The organism is Enterobacter sp. QK-SA4 (assembly GCF_056856775.1).
Window position 1 is genome coordinate 537376 of sequence record NZ_JBXFXH010000007.1, and the last position, 15712, is coordinate 553087.

Consider the following 15712-nt stretch of genomic DNA (forward strand, 5'->3'; position numbering starts at 1 on the left):
AATCTCCTGTTTCATCCCGCACTTTTTCTCACAACCTTCAACGCCTCGCCCTGAATTTGAGTATTATTGAGCGATAAAGTCGTGAAGGGATCCTCTATGAAGCAAATTCGAATGCTTGCCCAGTATTACGTCGACCTGATGATGAAGCTTGGGCTGGTGCGTTTCTCCATGCTGCTTGCGCTGGCGCTGGTCGTTCTGGCCATTGTCGTGCAAATGGCCGTCACCATGGTTCTGCATGGTCAGGTCGAGAGTATCGACGTTATCCGCTCCATCTTCTTTGGCTTGCTCATTACTCCCTGGGCGGTCTATTTCCTTTCCGTGGTGGTTGAACAGCTGGAAGAGTCCCGTCAGCGTCTGTCAAAACTGGTCGATAAACTGGAAGAGATGCGCGAGCGCGACCTGAAGCTCAACGTCCAGCTTAAAGACAACATTGCGCAGCTGAATCAGGAGATTTCAGATCGTGAGAAGGCGGAAGCCGAGCGTCAGGCCACGCTGGAGCAGCTGAAAATCGAAATGAAAGAGCGCGAGGTCACGCAGATCCAGCTTGAGCAGCAATCCTCTTTCCTGCGGTCGTTCCTCGATGCTTCGCCGGATCTGGTGTTTTACCGTAATGAAGATAAAGAGTTTTCCGGCTGTAACCGGGCGATGGAGTTGCTCACAGGGAAAAGCGAGAAGCAGCTGATTAACCTGAAGCCGCAGGACGTTTACTCTGAAGAAGCGGCGGCCAAGGTCATGGAGACGGACGAAAAAGTATTCCGCCATAACGTCTCGCTGACCTATGAACAGTGGCTGGATTACCCGGACGGACGCAAAGCCTGTTTTGAGATCCGTAAGGTGCCCTACTATGACCGCGTGGGGAAACGCCACGGCCTGATGGGCTTTGGCCGCGATATCACCGAGCGTAAGCGCTACCAGGACGCTCTGGAGCGCGCCAGCCGTGATAAGACGACCTTTATCTCCACTATCAGCCACGAGCTGCGTACGCCGCTTAATGGCATTGTCGGGCTGAGCCGTATTCTGCTGGATACCGACCTGACCGCAGAGCAGGCAAAATACCTCAAGACTATCCATGTCTCAGCGGTCACGCTGGGTAATATCTTCAACGATATTATTGATATGGATAAGATGGAGCGCCGTAAAGTTCAGCTTGATAATCAGCCTGTTGATTTCACCAGCTTCCTTGCCGACCTCGAAAACCTGTCCGGCCTGCAGGCGCAGCAGAAGGGACTGAGTTTTGTCATGGAGCCAACCCTGCCGCTGCCGCATAAAGTGGTGACTGACGGCACGCGTCTGCGCCAGATCCTGTGGAACCTTATCAGCAACGCGGTGAAATTTACCCAGAAGGGGCAGGTGGCGGTGCGCATCCGCTATGACGAAGGCGACATGCTGCACTTCGAGGTGGAGGACTCCGGGATAGGTATTCCGCAGGAGGAGCAGGACAAAATTTTCGCCATGTACTACCAGGTGAAGGACAGCAACGGCGGGAAACCGGCGACCGGAACGGGCATTGGCCTGGCGGTCTCTAAACGGCTGGCGAAGAGTATGGGTGGCTATATCACCGTTGCCAGCCAGCCGGGTAAAGGGTCAACCTTCACGCTGACGGTCCATGCGCCGGCGGTGGCGGAAGAGGTTGAAGACACCTTTGAAAACGACGACATGCCGCTGCCCGCGCTGCACGTCCTGCTGGTGGAAGATATTGAGCTGAACGTGATTGTGGCGCGATCGGTGTTGGAAAAACTGGGCAACAGCGTGGATGTCGCGATGACCGGTAAGGCCGCGCTGGAGATGTTTAAACCGGGCGAATACGATCTTGTTCTGCTGGATATTCAGCTGCCGGATATGACCGGGCTGGATATTTCGCGAGAGCTTACGCGTCAGTACGCGGCCGACGAACTGCCGCCGCTGGTGGCGCTGACGGCGAACGTGCTGAAAGATAAAAAAGAGTATCTCGATGCCGGTATGGACGATGTACTCAGCAAGCCGCTGGCGGTGCCTGCTCTGACCGCCATGATTAAGAAGTTCTGGGATACCCGTGATGAAGAGGAGAGCACCATGACGTCTGTTGATAGCGCAAAAGCCCAAACGATACTCGATACCGCGATGCTGGAGCAGTACATCGATCTGGTCGGCCCGAAACTGATTACCGATGGTCTGGCGGTGTTCGAAAAAATGATGCCGGGCTATCTGAGCGTGCTGGAATCAAACCTGACCGCCCGGGACCAGAAGGGCATTGTCGAAGAAGGACATAAAATTAAAGGAGCGGCCGGCTCGGTCGGCTTACGCCATCTGCAGCAGCTGGGTCAACAGATTCAGTCGCCTGATTTACCTGCATGGGAAGATAACGTGGGTGATTGGGTTGAAGAGATGAAACAAGAGTGGCAAAACGATGTGGCGGTGCTTAAAGCCTGGGTCGACGCCAGAAAAAAATGACCCCGGCTTAACCGGGGTGCGCGAATACTGCGCCAACACCAGGGAAATCGTGGCTGCGCCTGTTTTATAAAGTTATTTTCGAAAGGGCGCTGCCTGAAAAATTTAGGCCGCACGCAGATAAGATAGCAAATCTTAAATGGTTTGTTACATGAATCAGTGAAATGTGTGAAGCATAGCGTTTTAATCAAAATTATTAATGTGCTTCAGCAAGTTGCAGAAAAGGATTGTCATGATGAAAAAGATTGGTGTCGTGCTGAGCGGATGCGGTGTTTACGATGGTTCTGAAATACATGAAGCCGTAATCACGCTGCTGGCCCTGGCTAAGCAGGGAGCAGAGGTTATTTGTTTTGCGCCAGACAAAAATCAGGCGGATGTGATTAACCATCTGACCGGCGAGCCGATGGCAGAGACCCGTAATGTACTGATTGAAGCCGCACGTATTGCGCGAGGTGATATCCATCCTCTTATTCAGGCAGACTCTACAGAGCTTGATGCGCTCATTGTGCCGGGTGGGTTTGGCGCGGCCAAAAATCTCAGTACCTTTGCTGCGCAGGGGGCGGAGTGTCAGATCGATCCTCATCTTAAAGCGCTGTCGCAGGCCATGCATGCGGCAGGAAAACCGCAGGGCTTTATCTGCATCGCGCCGGCAATGCTGCCCAGGATTTTTGATTTCCCGCTGCGGCTGACTATCGGGACGGATATTGATACCGCGGAGATCGTGGAGGAAATGGGGGGCGAGCACGTTCCTTGCCCGGTTGATGACATTGTGGTTGATGAAGATAACAAAATTGTCACCACGCCAGCGTATATGCTGGCGAATAATATCGCTGAGGCGGCCTCAGGTATTGAAAAGCTGGTGGCTCGCGTGCTGGTGCTGACTGAATGAGGCGTAAATTTGCCGCAGGCGCAGGAGTGAAACGTTTTCTCTTGCGCATCGTACTTGTGCTGGCGGTATTCTGGGGAGGCGGGCTGGCTTTATTCAGCATTATGCCGGTTCCGTTCTCTGCCGTTATGGTTGAGCGCCAGCTTAGCGCGTGGTTCAGCGGCGATTTCGGCTACGTTGCCCACTCTGACTGGGTGAGCATGGACGAGATCTCACCGTTCATGGGGCTGGCGGTCATCGCGGCGGAGGACCAGAAATTCCCGGAGCACTGGGGGTTCGACGTGGCGGCCATTGAGAAGGCGCTAGCCCATAACGAACGCCATGAAAACCGCGTGCGCGGTGCGTCAACCTTGTCGCAGCAGACGGCCAAAAATCTGTTTCTGTGGGATGGTCGAAGCTGGTTGCGAAAAGGGCTGGAAGCGGGGTTGACCCTGGGAATGGAAACGGTCTGGAGCAAAAAACGCATTCTGACCGTCTATCTGAACGTCGCTGAGTTTGGCGACGGCATATTTGGCGTGGAAGCTGCCGCACAGCGGTATTTCAATAAGCCAGCCAGCCGTCTGAGCATGTCAGAAGCGGCGCTACTGGCCGCTGTGTTACCGAACCCTATCCGCTTTAAGGCTAGTGCCCCATCAGGGTACGTGCGAAGCCGTCAGGCGTGGATTATGCGCCAGATGAATCAGCTGGGTGGAGAGGGGTTTATGCAGCGTAATAATCTTATGTAGAGCGGGTAAGCGCAGCGCTACCCGCCTGAATAGCAGACCTTAATCTTCGTCGAACCCTGCGTTAAACAGGGCAATCACCGCCGCCAGAGCTTCCTCTTCCTGAGGACCGGTGGCTTCAACCTCAATCTGGCGCCCTTTGGCGGAATCCAGCATCAGCAGCGCAATCACGCTGTTCGCTTCCGCTTCGGTACCTTCGTCATTCCGCAGCAGAACCTCGGCATCGAAACCCTGCATCAGCTCGAACAGCTTCATCGCCGGGCGTGCATGCATACCCAGCTTATTGGTGATCTCAACGGTTTGTTTTACGGTCATGTTTTACGTTTTTCCAGCGTGCGATGACGGGACTGAACGTTCTTCCCGCGCGAGCGGAAATAGTCGGCCAGCTGTTCGGCGATATAAACCGAACGATGTTTACCGCCGGTACAGCCAATCGCCACCGTCAGGTAGCTACGATTGTTTGTCTCCAGCATAGGTAACCATAGCTCAAGGTAGCTTCGCGTCTGGTAGATAAAATTGTGTACTTCTGTGTGCCGGTCGAGGAACGCCGCCACCGGCTTATCCAGACCGGTCATTGGACGCAGCTTCGGATCCCAGTGCGGGTTCGGCAGGAAGCGCACGTCGAAAACGTAATCCGCATCGATTGGAATACCGTGCTTAAAGCCGAAGGATTCGAACACCATCGTCAATTCGCGCTCGCGTTTACCCAACAGCCGGGTACGCAGCATTTCCGCCAGCTCGTGAACGGACATCTCAGAGGTGTCGACAATCAGGTCGGCACGGGAACGCAGCGGTTCCAGCAGGTCGCTCTCTTCATCGATAGCGCTCTCCAGAGAGAGGTTCTTGCTGGATAGCGGGTGCAAGCGACGGGTATCGCTGTAGCGGCGGATCAGCGTATTGCGGTCTGCATCAAGGAACAGCAGCTGAGGCGAGAACGCGTCAGGCAGGTTGCTCATGGCCTGTTCGAAGATCTCTGGCGATTCAGGCATGTTGCGAACGTCGATACTGACGGCGGCAGAGGTTTGTCTCTCCGCCAGCGTGCGGGCCAGGTCGGGTAACAACACGACCGGCAGGTTATCGACGCAGTAAAAACCCATGTCTTCCAGGGCGCGCAGAGCAACGGATTTCCCCGACCCTGAACGACCACTGACAATCATCAGCACCATGTTCCGTTTCTCCTCAGGACAACAGATGTGAAGGCCATCTCCTGGTTATGCATCATCCTGATTGCCTTCTGCTTCAGTGATAATTTGATAGAGCTCTTCATCACTTTGGGCCGAGCGCAGTCGACGGCAAATGGTTTTATCGGCCAGACGTTTTGCGACCAGCGACAGCGTATGCAGATGGGTTTTTGTCTGGTCAGCGGGCACCAGCAGCGCGAAGAGGAGATCGACGGGCTGGTTATCAATGGCATCGAAAGCGATGGGTGTTTCAAGCTGCACAAACACACCAACGGCACGCAGGGTATCCTCTTCCAGTTTGCCGTGCGGGATCGCGATGCCGTTGCCGATACCGGTACTGCCCATTTTTTCACGGGTCAGAATCGCTTCGAACACCACCTGCGGCGGCAGGCCCAGCTGTTTGGCAGCCAGTTCACTGATGATCTCCAGCGCACGTTTTTTGCTCTGGCAGTGAACCGCACTGCGGGTACATTCCTGGTTAAGGACATTGCTCAGTTGAAGAGCGGAATCGTTGTTCATCATAATTTCACCTAAGCGCTAACTGTACAAATGGCCTGTTGTGTTTCACAACAGGCCGTCCTGCACCCGTTAACTGCCCGGACAATTAGTGTTGTTTCAGTTTATCTTTATGTTTATTGAGCTGTCGTGCAAGCTTATCAATCAAGCCGTCGATAGCAGCGTACATGTCTTGCCCTTCCGCACTGGCATGCAGTTCACCCCCGTTAACATGCAGGGTGGCATCCGAGATATGAGTCACTTTCTCCACTTTCAACACAATATAGACCTGATTGATCCTTTCGAAATACTGCTCGAGTTTTGCAAACTTCGCGTTCACGAAGTCACGTAAAGCCTCAGTAATTTCGACGTTTTGTCCAGTGATGTTGAGCTGCATAGTGTCTTCCTTATCGGTTGTGTCAGACCAGCTGTTTACGCTGGTTGGACGGCGGAATGGATAAAGACTCTCGATACTTCGCAACAGTACGACGTGCCACCATAATACCCTGATCGGACAGCATGGTGGTTAACTTACTGTCGCTTAGTGGCTTCGCGGGGTTCTCCGCGGCGATTAACTTCTTCACCAGGGCACGAATGGCCGTTGACGACGCTTCGCCGCCGCCCTCGGTATTCACATGGCTGGAGAAGAAATACTTAAGCTCAAAAATACCGCGTGGACTGTGCAGATACTTCTGCGTGGTGACACGGGAAATGGTTGATTCATGCATCTCGACGGCCTGGGCGATATCCGCCAGTACCATCGGTTTCATATACTCTTCGCCCTGCTCAAAGAACGCCTGCTGCTGTTCGACAATACAGCGGCTGACGCGTAGCAGCGTATCATTTCGGCTCTCCAGACTTTTGATCAGCCATCGCGCTTCCTGAAGATTGCTGCGAATATATTGATTGTCGGAGTCGTTACGCGCGCTGGTGCACATGGAGGCATACTGCTGGTTGATTTGCAGGCGAGGGATGCTGTCTGAGTTCAGTTCAACGACCCAGCGGTCATTGTGTTTTCTGACCAGCACGTCCGGGATGACGTACTCGGGCTCGCTGGTCTGGATCGACTGTCCCGGGCGCGGATCGAGCGACTGGATCAGATTCACCGCTTCTTTCAGCACCTCTTCCTTCAGCCGCGTGACGCGCATCAGGCTGCGGAAATCGTGGTTGGCCAACAGATCCAGATGATCGCTGATGATTAAGCGCGCCTCGTCGATCCATGGCGTCTCTTTGCTGAACTGAGAAAGCTGGATCAGCAGACAGTCACGCAGATCTTTTGCGGCCACGCCTACCGGATCGAAACGCTGGATGCGCTTCAGAACGGCTTCGACTTCCTCAAGCTCAATCTCGTCGTCGCCCATGCTTTCCAGAATATCGTCCAGCGTGACGGTCAAATAGCCGGTGTCGTCAACGGCATCAACAATGGACGTGGCAATCGCACGGTCGGTATCGGAGAAGGGGGTGAGTTCCACCTGCCACATCAGGTAATCCTGCAGCGACTGGGTGGTCTCTCCCTGATAGACCGGTAGCTCATCATCCTGGTAGTCTGCACGCGTACCGGAAGGGGTTCCGGCGGTGTAGATTTCATCCCAGCTGGCATCCAGCGGAAGCTCGTCGGGCATCTCTTTTTGTTCGAGTGCATCCGCGGTGTCGAGCGCTTCTGTATCCTGTGACTGCTGAGTATCTACCTCGTCATGAAGATCGGTTTGTTCCAGCAGGGGGTTGCTGTCCAGCGCCTGCTGGAGCTCCTGCTGAAGTTCTAACGTGGACAGCTGCAACAGGCGAATTGCCTGCTGTAGCTGCGGCGTCATCGCCAGTTGTTGGCTGAGCCTTAATTGCAAACCTTGCTTCATGTTCAGAGCATTTTTCTCCGGTTCGGCGTTACGTTACCTCTACCCTATCAGAGTCTGAAGTCTTCCCCAAGATAGACGCGCTTAACATGATCGTCTTCGAGGATCTGCTGCGGCGTACCGTGGGCGATCAGATTGCCCTGGCTCACAATATACGCGCGTTCACACACGGCCAGCGTTTCACGGACGTTGTGGTCGGTGATCAGTACGCCAAGCCCGCTGTCACGCAGGTGTTCAATGATGCGTTTAATGTCGATAACCGAGATCGGGTCAACGCCAGCAAACGGTTCATCCAGAAGGATAAATTTCGGGTTTGCGGCCAGCGCACGCGCAATCTCAACGCGACGGCGTTCACCCCCGGAGAGTGCCTGACCGAGGCTGTCGCGCAGATGCTCAATGTGGAACTCTTCCATCAGCTCGTTGGCACGATCCTGACGCTGCTCGCTGGTCAGATCGTTACGAATTTGCAGGACCGCCATCAGGTTATCGTAAACGCTAAGACGACGGAAAATGGAGGCTTCCTGCGGCAGGTAGCCGATCCCGCGACGCGCGCGCGCGTGCAGCGGCAGAAGGCTGATGTCTTCATCGTCAATGATAATGTTGCCGGCATCGCGCGGCACAATGCCAACGACCATGTAGAAGGTGGTGGTTTTACCCGCACCGTTAGGGCCGAGCAGCCCTACAATTTCGCCGGAGTTGACGGTCAGACTGACATCTTCTACGACACGGCGGCCCTTGTAGGCCTTCGCGAGATTTTTTGCAGTTAATGTTGCCATAACGAATTAGTTACTCTTCTTCTGTGCCGGGGCCTGGCCTTTGCCTTTGTCCTGCAGCTGCGACGGAACCAGTACGGTCGTGACGCGTTTGCCTTTCTCGCTGGAAGCCTGCATTTTTTGCTCTTTCACCAGATAGGTGATCTGGTCGCCGGTAATGTTGCTGTCCAGCTGTTCCAGATACGCGTTTCCGGTCAGGATGACCAGGTCCTTCGCCAGCTCATAGTGCATATGCGAGGCGTGACCTTTCACCGGCTTGCCGTTGTCCTGCATCTGGTAGAAGGTTGCCGGGTTGCCGTAACCATCAATGATCTCTTTGCCCTGCTCGCCACCCGGACGGGTCACGACCACTTTGTCGGCGTTAATTTTGATGGTGCCCTGAGTCATGACGACGTTACCCGTGAAGGTGACGACGTTGCCCTGCATATCGAGAGACTGGGTATCAGACTCGATATGGATCGGTTGGTCGGTATCGCCCGTTACAGCAAGCGCGGGGAGACTGGTCGCCAGCATCGCGCTGGCGATAATTACTTTAAGGCTGAGTTTGTTTGTTTTGAATTTCATAGGAGGTTCTAACCTTTTCAATCAGCTCGGCGTTCTTGCTGCGTAAGTTCCCGCGCATTCTCAAACCGCTGGAATTAAATGTTGTGCCATACAGTGTGACCAGATCCTGCGAGGTCACGTCCTGGGTTACCAGGTTAATCTGGGCATTATCCGTCGTAATTTTTCTCAGTTGCGAGTCAGCGGTCAGGGCGTTGACTTCAACGTGACCATACAGATAAAGCATACGGTCATTTGTCAGTTTTGCCCGATCTGACTTAATTGACCACGTCGGCACTTTGTCCTTATCAAATGTGGTCATGACAGGCTGGGTAAACCACGAAATACCGTCATCTGAAAAATATTCAACATGCTGGGCAATCAGGCGATAGTTAAGCGCGCCTTCCGGGCTGTAGACCACGGTGTCGCTGTGATCGCTTTTATAGGTTGGATCGTTATTGTTGACCACTTCCGTTTGCGTATCGTCGCGATCGGCAAGGTTCACGCCAATCAATACCAGTGCGAAAAGCGAAAGCAAAATGATAATCCAGCGTCTGGTTTTACTCATATCGATTGCCCTTTGGCCTCATCAAGCTTGCCCTGCGCCAGCAAAAGCAGATCGCAGACTTCGCGTACGGCACCACGGCCCCCGTTGATGTGGGTGACATAATCAGCGCGCGGGATCAGCAGCGGATGCGCATCGGCAACGGCGATGCTCAGCCCGACTTCAGTCATCACGGGCCAGTCAATCAGATCGTCTCCGACGTAGGCCACGTTTTCCGGTGCGATAGCCAGTTTACCCAGTAAATCCTTAAACGCCGCCATCTTATCGGATTGACCCTGATACAGATGGGTAATGCCTAAGGTTTCACAGCGGTCTTCTACCAGTTTAGCTTTTCGCCCGGTGATGATAGCCACCTCAATACCCGAGGTGAGCGCACAGCGGATACCGTAGCCGTCGCGAACGTTAAACGCTTTCAGCTCTTCACCATTGTTGCCCATGTAAATCAGGCCATCGGAAAGTACGCCATCCACGTCCAGGATGAGCAGACGAATGTTTTCCGCCTTCGCCATCATCTGGGTGCTGACCGGTCCATAACAGGTTGCAAGGGATGCACCCGCATTACTCATTGTCTTATCCTTCATTACACTACGCCTGCGCGCAGCAGATCATGCATATGTACCACACCCAGCAACTGGTCGCCATCGGCAACCATAACGGAGGTGATATGGCGGGACTGCATCAGGTTCAGCACATCCACCGCCAGCGTACCCGGACGGACGCGGATACCGCCCGGCGTCATCACGTCGGCAATGCCGAGCGTGCGGACATCTACACCCATGTCGAACACGCGACGCAGGTCGCCATCGGTGAAGATCCCCTGAATTTTCATCAGACCGTCGCACACGACCGTCATACCCAGATTCTTACGGGTGATTTCCAGCAGCGCATCACGCAGGGAGGCTTCTTTACTGACGTGAGGGATCTCATCCCCGGTGTGCATAATATCGTTAACCCGAAGCAGAAGCTTGCGCCCCAGCGCGCCGCCCGGGTGGGAAAGCGCGAAATCCTCCGGCGTAAAACCGCGGGCTTCGAGCAGCGCGACGGCAAGCGCATCACCCATGACCAGCGCGGCGGTGGTGCTGGACGTCGGCGCCAGGCCGAGCGGACAGGCCTCCTTGGGCACTTTCACGCACAGGTGAATATCAGCTGCGCGCGCCATGCTGCTTTCCGGACGGCTGGTCATGCAAATAAGCGGTACCTGCAGTCGCTTCAGTACCGGGATCAGCGCCAGAATTTCATTGGACTCCCCGGAGTTGGACAGCGCGATGACGATATCCTGCGGCGTGACCATACCCAGGTCACCGTGCGCGGCTTCCCCCGGATGTACAAAGAAGGAAGAGGTTCCGGTGCTGGCAAACGTTGCCGCCATTTTGCGTCCAATGTGGCCGGACTTACCCATCCCCATCACCACGACTTTGCCGGCACAGTAGAACATCTTCTCACATGCCAGACTAAAATCCTGATTAATGTACTGATCTAACTGCGCCAGACCTTCACGTTCAATCTCCAGAACCTCTTTGCCTGCTTTCTGAAAGTCAAAACCCGGCTGCAATTCTATTTGCGACATAATGCGTTTCCGTTTACCCAGAGAGAAGAGGCGAGAGCCAGTACAGCATCGCCATCCATACGATAAATCCACCCGTCAGCAGCGCGCCTGCGCCTTTGCCGATCTGTCGTTGCCGCCGCCAGCAGAGCAGGGCAAATATCACGCTGACCAATAACATCACACCGTAGTCGCGTGAGAATGCCAGGGGATTAAAGGGCCCTGGCGTAATCAGGGCCGGCAGGCCCATCACAATAGCGATATTAAATATGTTGGAACCGATGATATTACCTATGGCAATGTCATCCTCACCTTTACGAGCCCCCGCAATGGCCGTGGCCAGCTCCGGCAGGCTGGTACCGATGGCAATCACCGTCAGACCAATGGTAAGTTCACTGATGGCGAAATAGTTCGCCAGCACCGTCGCGTTATCCACAACCATGCGCGTTGCCATCGGCATGATGATCAGCGCAACGCCAAGCCAGAGCAGGGCAACAGGCAGCGTGCCTTCTCGCGGCAGTTCGGCGACCTGCTCCCGCGTGAGGCTATCCTGACCCTGCTTCTCAGCCAGGCGGGCGATTTTAACACTATACAGCAGCCAGATGACGGCCAGCGCCAGCAGGAAAATGCCGTCGCTGTAGCTCAGTACACCATCATAAAATACGCAGCCTGCCAGCAGGCTTACGATTAACATTAGCGGCAATTCACGGCGCAGAACATCAGAATGCACGCGAAATGGATGGAGCAGTGCGGCCAGGCCTAAAATCAAGAGTATATTGACGATGTTAGAGCCAATCGCGGTGCCTACTGCCAGGTCTAACTGACCATGCAGCGATGCCGAGACAGAGACGATGATTTCAGGAAGTGACGTTCCCACACTGACAACGGTCATCCCGATGACGACAGGCGGTACGCCCGTCAGGCGACACAGGATAGATGCAGCAAACACTAAACGGTCAGCACTGTAGACCACCAAAAGTAAACCAATTATTAACAGTGCTGTTGCTAAAAGCATCAAAAGTCCTTTCTTCAGGTATACTCGTCGGTCCATCGCACGGGAATGGCTGGACTGCATACAGTCTGAGGCGTAACGAATTCCTAATTTTGACTTTATGCGCCGGAAAAGTAAAACAAATGCCAGCTTTCGCTAACCTCAACGGCTATTATTCTGTAAAAATGCAGAGTTGAGGGCTGATTCAGGCGGCATGCCTTAACGTGAGCAGGGTAATAAAGGAACCATAAATGAGCCAAACGATGGCGAATTTAGTCGATGTTCGCGGCGTGAGTTTTTCTCGCGCCAACAGATTGATATTTGATGATATTTCATTGACCGTACCGCGTGGCAAGATCACTGCCATCATGGGGCCGTCCGGGATCGGTAAAACGACCCTGCTGCGCCTCATTGGTGGGCAAATCCCACCCGATCGCGGTGAAATCCTCTTCGATGGCGAAAACATCCCGGAGATGTCACGCTCGCGTCTGTATACTGTCCGCAAACGCATGAGCATGCTCTTTCAGTCGGGAGCCTTGTTCACCGACATGAATGTCTTTGATAACGTGGCCTATCCGCTGCGCGAGCATACCAGCCTGCCGCCTGAACTGCTGAAAAGCACGGTGATGATGAAGCTCGAAGCCGTCGGTTTGCGGGGCGCCGCGAAGCTGATGCCTTCGGAGCTGTCCGGCGGGATGGCGCGCCGCGCCGCGCTGGCGCGAGCCATTGCATTAGAACCTGATTTAATCATGTTCGACGAACCGTTTGTTGGACAGGATCCCATCACGATGGGCGTGCTTGTTAAGCTCATCTCTGAACTGAACAGCGCGCTTGGCGTCACCTGCATTGTGGTATCTCACGACGTACCTGAAGTATTGAGCATTGCCGATTACGCCTATATCGTGGCGGACAAAAAGATCGTCGCACACGGCAGCGCTCAGGCGCTGCAGGAAAATTGCGATCCGCGCGTGCGGCAGTTCCTCGACGGTATTGCCGATGGCCCCGTGCCGTTCCGATACCCGGCGGGCGACTATCGTGACGATTTACTGGGAATAGGGAGTTAAGCCACTCATGCTGTTAAATGCGTTGGCCGCTCTCGGACACCGTGGCATAAAAACCATCAGGACGTTCGGGCGTGCCGGATTGATGTTATTCAACGCGCTGGTCGGCAAGCCGGAATTCCGCAAGCACGCACCGCTGCTGGTGCGGCAGCTTTATAATGTCGGCGTGCTGTCGATGCTCATCATCATTGTCTCCGGTCTGTTTATCGGTATGGTGCTTGGGCTGCAGGGCTATCTGGTTCTGACAACCTACAGTGCAGAAACCAGCCTTGGGATGCTGGTGGCGCTCTCGCTGCTGCGCGAGCTGGGGCCGGTTGTGGCGGCGCTGCTGTTCGCCGGGCGTGCGGGGTCGGCATTAACGGCTGAAATTGGCCTGATGCGTGCGACCGAGCAGCTCTCCAGCATGGAGATGATGGCGGTCGATCCGCTGCGTCGCGTGATCTCGCCGCGTTTCTGGGCTGGGGTGATCTCTTTACCGTTACTGACTATTCTGTTTGTCGCCGTGGGTATCTGGGGCGGTTCGCTGGTTGGCGTGCACTGGAAAGGCATTGATGCCGGTTTCTTCTGGTCCGCTATGCAGGACGCCATCGACCTGCGGATGGATCTGGTTAACTGCCTGATTAAAAGCGTGGTATTTGCCATTACGGTCACCTGGATTGCATTGTTCAATGGATACGATGCCATCCCGACGTCGGCGGGCATTAGCCGCGCAACAACACGTACAGTCGTACATTCGTCGCTGGCCGTACTGGGTCTGGATTTTGTGCTCACCGCACTGATGTTTGGGAATTGAGTTCATGCAAACGAGAAAAAATGAAATTTGGGTCGGTGTATTCCTGCTGCTGGCGCTACTGGCCGCACTGTTTATCTGCCTGAGAGCGGCGGATATCACGTCTGTGCGCACCGAGCCGACGTATCGCATCTATGCCACCTTCGATAACATCGGCGGGCTGAAGGCGCGTTCACCGGTTCGCATCGGCGGCGTGGTGATCGGACGCGTATCTGACATTACGCTTGATGAGAAAACCTATCTGCCACGCGTCGCGATGGATATCGAAGAGCGTTACAACCATATCCCGGACACCAGCTCCCTTTCTATCCGCACTTCCGGCCTGCTGGGCGAACAATATCTGGCGCTTAACGTCGGCTTTGAAGACCCCGAGCTGGGAACGACTATCCTTAAAGACGGTAGCGTCATTCAGGATACGAAATCCGCGATGGTGCTGGAGGATATGATTGGTCAGTTCCTTTACAGCAGTAAAGGGGATGAGAAAAAATCCGACGCTGCCCCAGCGCAGAGCGAAGATCATACCGACGTCGCACCGACGCCAGGTGCTGCGAATTAATATCAGGAGAAGTCATTCATGTTTAAACGACTGTTAATGGTTGCCATGCTGGTCATCGCCCCTCTAACCGCCGCCCACGCTGCGGATCAGAGTAACCCGTACAAACTGATGGACGAAGCGGCGAAAAAGACCTTCGACCGTCTTAAAAACGAACAGCCTAAAATTCGTGCTAATCCTGATTATCTGCGTGAAGTTGTTGACCAGGAGCTGCTGCCGTACGTGCAGATTAAATATGCGGGTGCGTTGGTGCTGGGACGTTATTACAAAGACGCGACCCCTGCGCAGCGTGATGCCTACTTTGCCGCGTTCCGTGAATACCTGAAACAGGCTTATGGCCAGGCGCTGGCAATGTACCACGGCCAGACCTATCAGATTGCGCCTGAGCAGCCGCTGGGCGATGCGACCATCGTCCCTATCCGTGTGACGATCATCGATCCTAACGGTCGTCCGCCGGTTCGTCTGGATTTCCAGTGGCGTAAAAACAGCCAGACCGGTCACTGGCAGGCGTATGACATGATTGCCGAAGGGGTAAGCATGATCACCACCAAACAGAACGAATGGAGCGACCTGCTGCGCACCAAAGGCATTGATGGCCTGACCGCTCAGCTGCAGTCTATCTCTCGCCAGAAAATTACCCTGGACGAGAAGAAGTAATGTCACAGCAACTCAGCTGGTCGCGTGAAGGCGAGACATTAAAGCTGTCCGGTGAACTGGATCAGGATCTGCTGAACCCACTGTGGGACAAACGCCACGAAGCGATGCAGGGCGTGACGCGTATCGAATTAACCGACGTTACGCGAGTGGATACGGCCGGTGTTGCGCTGCTTGCCCATCTGATTGCCGTGGGGAAAAAGCAGGGGACAAGCGTCACGCTTCACGGCGCGAGCGATAATGTCGTGACCCTTGCGCAGCTCTACAATCTCCCTCAGGACGTACTGCCTCGTTAATATTTTCAGTGCGTTACTTCCGAAAGCCCTGACTGTTTCATCGTCGGGGCTTTTTGCTTGTTTAAGACAACGCCACTTTGCTCTAAGATGTTGGGCTTGTTTTCACTATCAGATGATTAAGAGCCCATGGAAAATCATGAAATCCAGACAGTGCTGATGAATGCACTCTCCCTTCAGGAAGCCCACGTCACTGGCGATGGCAGTCACTTCCAGGTTATTGCTGTGGGTGAGATGTTCGACGGTATGAGCCGCGTGAAGAAACAGCAGGCTGTGTACGCGCCGCTGATGGAATATATTGCGGATAACCGCATCCACGCCCTGTCGATTAAAGCGTTCACCCCGCAAGAGTGGGCACGCGATCGCAAACTAAACGGTTTTTGAGCTG

Annotated in this window: 20 protein-coding genes; 9 read left to right on the forward strand and 11 right to left on the reverse strand. The window is 54.4% G+C overall.

The features are described from left to right. The first annotated feature begins 96 nt into the window (after positions 1–96). From arcB to mtgA, 3 genes are all read left to right on the forward strand, one after another. Positions 97–2430: an aerobic respiration two-component sensor histidine kinase ArcB gene (arcB, locus tag AC1VYI_RS04100; RefSeq protein WP_134867100.1), complete on the forward strand. Its 2334-nt coding sequence runs from the start codon at positions 97–99 to the stop codon at positions 2428–2430. 232 nt (positions 2431–2662) lie between these two features. Next, the gene (gene elbB, locus AC1VYI_RS04105) at positions 2663–3316 is read left to right on the forward strand and encodes an isoprenoid biosynthesis glyoxalase ElbB (protein WP_134867419.1); all 654 of its coding nucleotides are present in this window, start codon (positions 2663–2665) and stop codon (positions 3314–3316) included. Continuing rightward, a complete protein-coding gene (mtgA, locus tag AC1VYI_RS04110; RefSeq protein WP_023309361.1) occupies positions 3313–4038 on the forward strand; it encodes a monofunctional biosynthetic peptidoglycan transglycosylase in 726 nt (241 codons plus the stop codon). Before elbB ends, mtgA begins: the two co-directional genes overlap by 4 nt. A gap of 39 nt (positions 4039–4077) precedes the next feature. Here the strand turns inward: mtgA and npr are convergent, their stop codons facing one another. The 11 genes from npr to AC1VYI_RS04165 form a co-directional block, all read right to left on the reverse strand. Next, positions 4078–4350 carry a PTS phosphocarrier protein NPr gene (gene npr, locus AC1VYI_RS04115; protein WP_003861872.1) on the reverse strand — a complete coding sequence of 91 codons (273 nt, stop codon included), beginning with the start codon at positions 4348–4350 and terminating at the stop codon, positions 4078–4080. Next, positions 4347–5201, reverse strand: a complete 855-nt coding sequence (gene rapZ / locus AC1VYI_RS04120; protein ID WP_014885397.1) for an RNase adapter RapZ — start codon at positions 5199–5201, stop codon at positions 4347–4349. The genes npr and rapZ overlap by 4 nt, the downstream gene beginning before the upstream one ends. Positions 5202–5246: 45 nt before the next feature. Beyond that, positions 5247–5738: a PTS IIA-like nitrogen regulatory protein PtsN gene (gene ptsN / locus AC1VYI_RS04125; protein ID WP_008501443.1), complete on the reverse strand. Its 492-nt coding sequence runs from the start codon at positions 5736–5738 to the stop codon at positions 5247–5249. Positions 5739–5820: 82 nt separating this feature from the next. Further along, positions 5821–6108: a ribosome hibernation promoting factor gene (gene hpf, locus AC1VYI_RS04130; RefSeq protein WP_008501444.1), complete on the reverse strand. Its 288-nt coding sequence runs from the start codon at positions 6106–6108 to the stop codon at positions 5821–5823. 22 nt (positions 6109–6130) lie between these two features. Beyond that, a complete protein-coding gene (gene rpoN, locus AC1VYI_RS04135) occupies positions 6131–7564 on the reverse strand; it encodes an RNA polymerase factor sigma-54 (protein WP_023309360.1) in 1434 nt (477 codons plus the stop codon). Between the two features lie 47 nt (positions 7565–7611). Continuing rightward, positions 7612–8337 carry an LPS export ABC transporter ATP-binding protein gene (gene lptB / locus AC1VYI_RS04140; protein ID WP_023309359.1) on the reverse strand — a complete coding sequence of 242 codons (726 nt, stop codon included), beginning with the start codon at positions 8335–8337 and terminating at the stop codon, positions 7612–7614. Between the two features lie 6 nt (positions 8338–8343). Then, on the reverse strand, positions 8344–8898 hold the full coding sequence (gene lptA, locus AC1VYI_RS04145) for a lipopolysaccharide ABC transporter substrate-binding protein LptA (RefSeq protein WP_023309358.1): 555 nt from the start codon (positions 8896–8898) through the stop codon (positions 8344–8346). Beyond that, positions 8867–9442, reverse strand: a complete 576-nt coding sequence (gene lptC / locus AC1VYI_RS04150; protein WP_134867101.1) for an LPS export ABC transporter periplasmic protein LptC — start codon at positions 9440–9442, stop codon at positions 8867–8869. The genes lptA and lptC overlap by 32 nt, the downstream gene beginning before the upstream one ends. Then, positions 9439–10005 carry a 3-deoxy-manno-octulosonate-8-phosphatase KdsC gene (gene kdsC / locus AC1VYI_RS04155; protein WP_134867102.1) on the reverse strand — a complete coding sequence of 189 codons (567 nt, stop codon included), beginning with the start codon at positions 10003–10005 and terminating at the stop codon, positions 9439–9441. Before kdsC ends, lptC begins: the two co-directional genes overlap by 4 nt. 14 nt (positions 10006–10019) lie before the next feature. Then, positions 10020–11006, reverse strand: a complete 987-nt coding sequence (gene kdsD / locus AC1VYI_RS04160; RefSeq protein ID WP_023309355.1) for an arabinose-5-phosphate isomerase KdsD — start codon at positions 11004–11006, stop codon at positions 10020–10022. Between the two features lie 13 nt (positions 11007–11019). Continuing rightward, entirely contained in the window at positions 11020–11997 is a 978-nt protein-coding gene (locus tag AC1VYI_RS04165) for a calcium/sodium antiporter (protein WP_023309354.1), read from the reverse strand. Positions 11998–12224: 227 nt separating this feature from the next. On the opposite strand from AC1VYI_RS04165, the gene mlaF reads away from it, so the two are divergent. From mlaF to ibaG, 6 genes are all read left to right on the forward strand, one after another. Next, a complete protein-coding gene (gene mlaF, locus AC1VYI_RS04170) occupies positions 12225–13037 on the forward strand; it encodes a phospholipid ABC transporter ATP-binding protein MlaF (RefSeq protein ID WP_023309353.1) in 813 nt (270 codons plus the stop codon). 7 nt (positions 13038–13044) lie between these two features. Next, complete coding sequence (gene mlaE / locus AC1VYI_RS04175; RefSeq protein WP_010436044.1) at positions 13045–13827, forward strand: lipid asymmetry maintenance ABC transporter permease subunit MlaE; 783 nt, start codon at positions 13045–13047, stop codon at positions 13825–13827. Between the two features lie 4 nt (positions 13828–13831). Beyond that, positions 13832–14380: an outer membrane lipid asymmetry maintenance protein MlaD gene (gene mlaD / locus AC1VYI_RS04180; protein ID WP_023309352.1), complete on the forward strand. Its 549-nt coding sequence runs from the start codon at positions 13832–13834 to the stop codon at positions 14378–14380. An 18-nt stretch (positions 14381–14398) separates the two neighbouring features. Beyond that, positions 14399–15034, forward strand: a complete 636-nt coding sequence (gene mlaC, locus AC1VYI_RS04185; RefSeq protein WP_029739617.1) for a phospholipid-binding protein MlaC — start codon at positions 14399–14401, stop codon at positions 15032–15034. Next, positions 15034–15327: a lipid asymmetry maintenance protein MlaB gene (gene mlaB / locus AC1VYI_RS04190; protein ID WP_134867103.1), complete on the forward strand. Its 294-nt coding sequence runs from the start codon at positions 15034–15036 to the stop codon at positions 15325–15327. Before mlaC ends, mlaB begins: the two co-directional genes overlap by 1 nt. A gap of 126 nt (positions 15328–15453) precedes the next feature. Then, positions 15454–15708 (forward strand): BolA family iron metabolism protein IbaG, encoded by a 255-nt coding sequence (gene ibaG, locus AC1VYI_RS04195; RefSeq protein WP_008501458.1) that lies wholly within the window; start codon positions 15454–15456, stop codon positions 15706–15708. Positions 15709–15712: the final 4 nt, after the last annotated feature.